Source organism: Streptomyces sp. SID3212 (assembly GCF_009865405.1).
Taxonomy (GTDB): Bacteria; Actinomycetota; Actinomycetes; order Streptomycetales; family Streptomycetaceae; genus Streptomyces.
On sequence record NZ_WWJY01001231.1, the window covers coordinates 1 to 928 of the forward strand.

The window sequence follows — 928 nt, forward strand, 5'->3', positions numbered from 1 at the left end:
GGCCGCGTCGTGGATCGGTCCGTCCAGCCCGGGCAGCGCCAGCGCGTACAGCTGGCCCATCCGGACCGACCAGCCGGGCCAGCCCACCGCGCCCGTGTCGCTCACGGCGGGTGCCCCGTGCCCGGGACCCGGAGGCGGCAGCGGCGCCGGGGCCGTCGGCGGGACGCCCGTACCGCCGTCGGTGAGCACGGCGAGCAGCGTCGCCGTGCCCCAGTCCCGCCACGCCATCAGCCAGGGCCCCTCGGGGCCGGCGGGCGGCGCGGGCGCCACGTCCCGCGAGGGCGGGAGCGCGGTCAGCGCGAGGGCGACGGCCTCGGCGTCCTGGGGAGGGAGCGCCTCACCCGTCAGCAGCACGGGGGCGAAGGTGTCCGCGCCCAGGATCCGGATGGCGGCGAGCGCTGCGCCGGGATCCTCGGCCTGTTCGACGTGTTCCGCGACCATGGCCGTGCCCCCGGTGCCCCGCAGGGCATCGAGGGCACGTCGTGCCAGGCCGGCCGCCGATTCCTGGTATGTGGTCCGCGACCGGTCCGGAATCACCGGCCCTTCGGTTCCTTCGGCTCCTTGGGCGAGAGGAGCAGCGCGAGCAGCAACAGTCCCGCGGCCTCGGGCGAGTACACAGGCGCGTCGCTCTGCGGGGCTTCCGGCTCGGTCATGGCCACGCCCAACGCGTGCCCGTCCAGGGTGATTTCTCCGGCCCTCATGGTCTGAGAAAGCATGTCAGCTCCTCGTGTAGACGCGATTGCCCGTACGGCAATGACACAGTCAACTCTAGACATAGGTGGGCAAATCGGCCAATTGGCCGGATAGTTGATGTTTCAATACGGAAGTTCAATCCGGAACCAGCCAGGGTTCGCGCGTACGCGACCTGCCCGGACGCCCCCTGAGGCCTGTCCTCCGGACGCCCCTAGACGTGGAACGGGACCGTCGT

Annotated in this window: 2 protein-coding genes; both read right to left on the reverse strand. The window is 72.1% G+C overall.

All coding sequences use genetic code 11. The features are described from left to right. Window positions 1–537 (reverse strand): hypothetical protein (locus tag GT042_RS36500; protein ID WP_161312957.1); only part of this gene is annotated, 537 nt, incomplete at its 3' end. Next, window positions 534–716 (reverse strand): hypothetical protein, encoded by a 183-nt coding sequence (locus GT042_RS38520; protein ID WP_202534746.1) that lies wholly within the window; start codon window positions 714–716, stop codon window positions 534–536. The genes GT042_RS38520 and GT042_RS36500, both read right to left, overlap by 4 nt. Window positions 717–928: the final 212 nt, after the last annotated feature.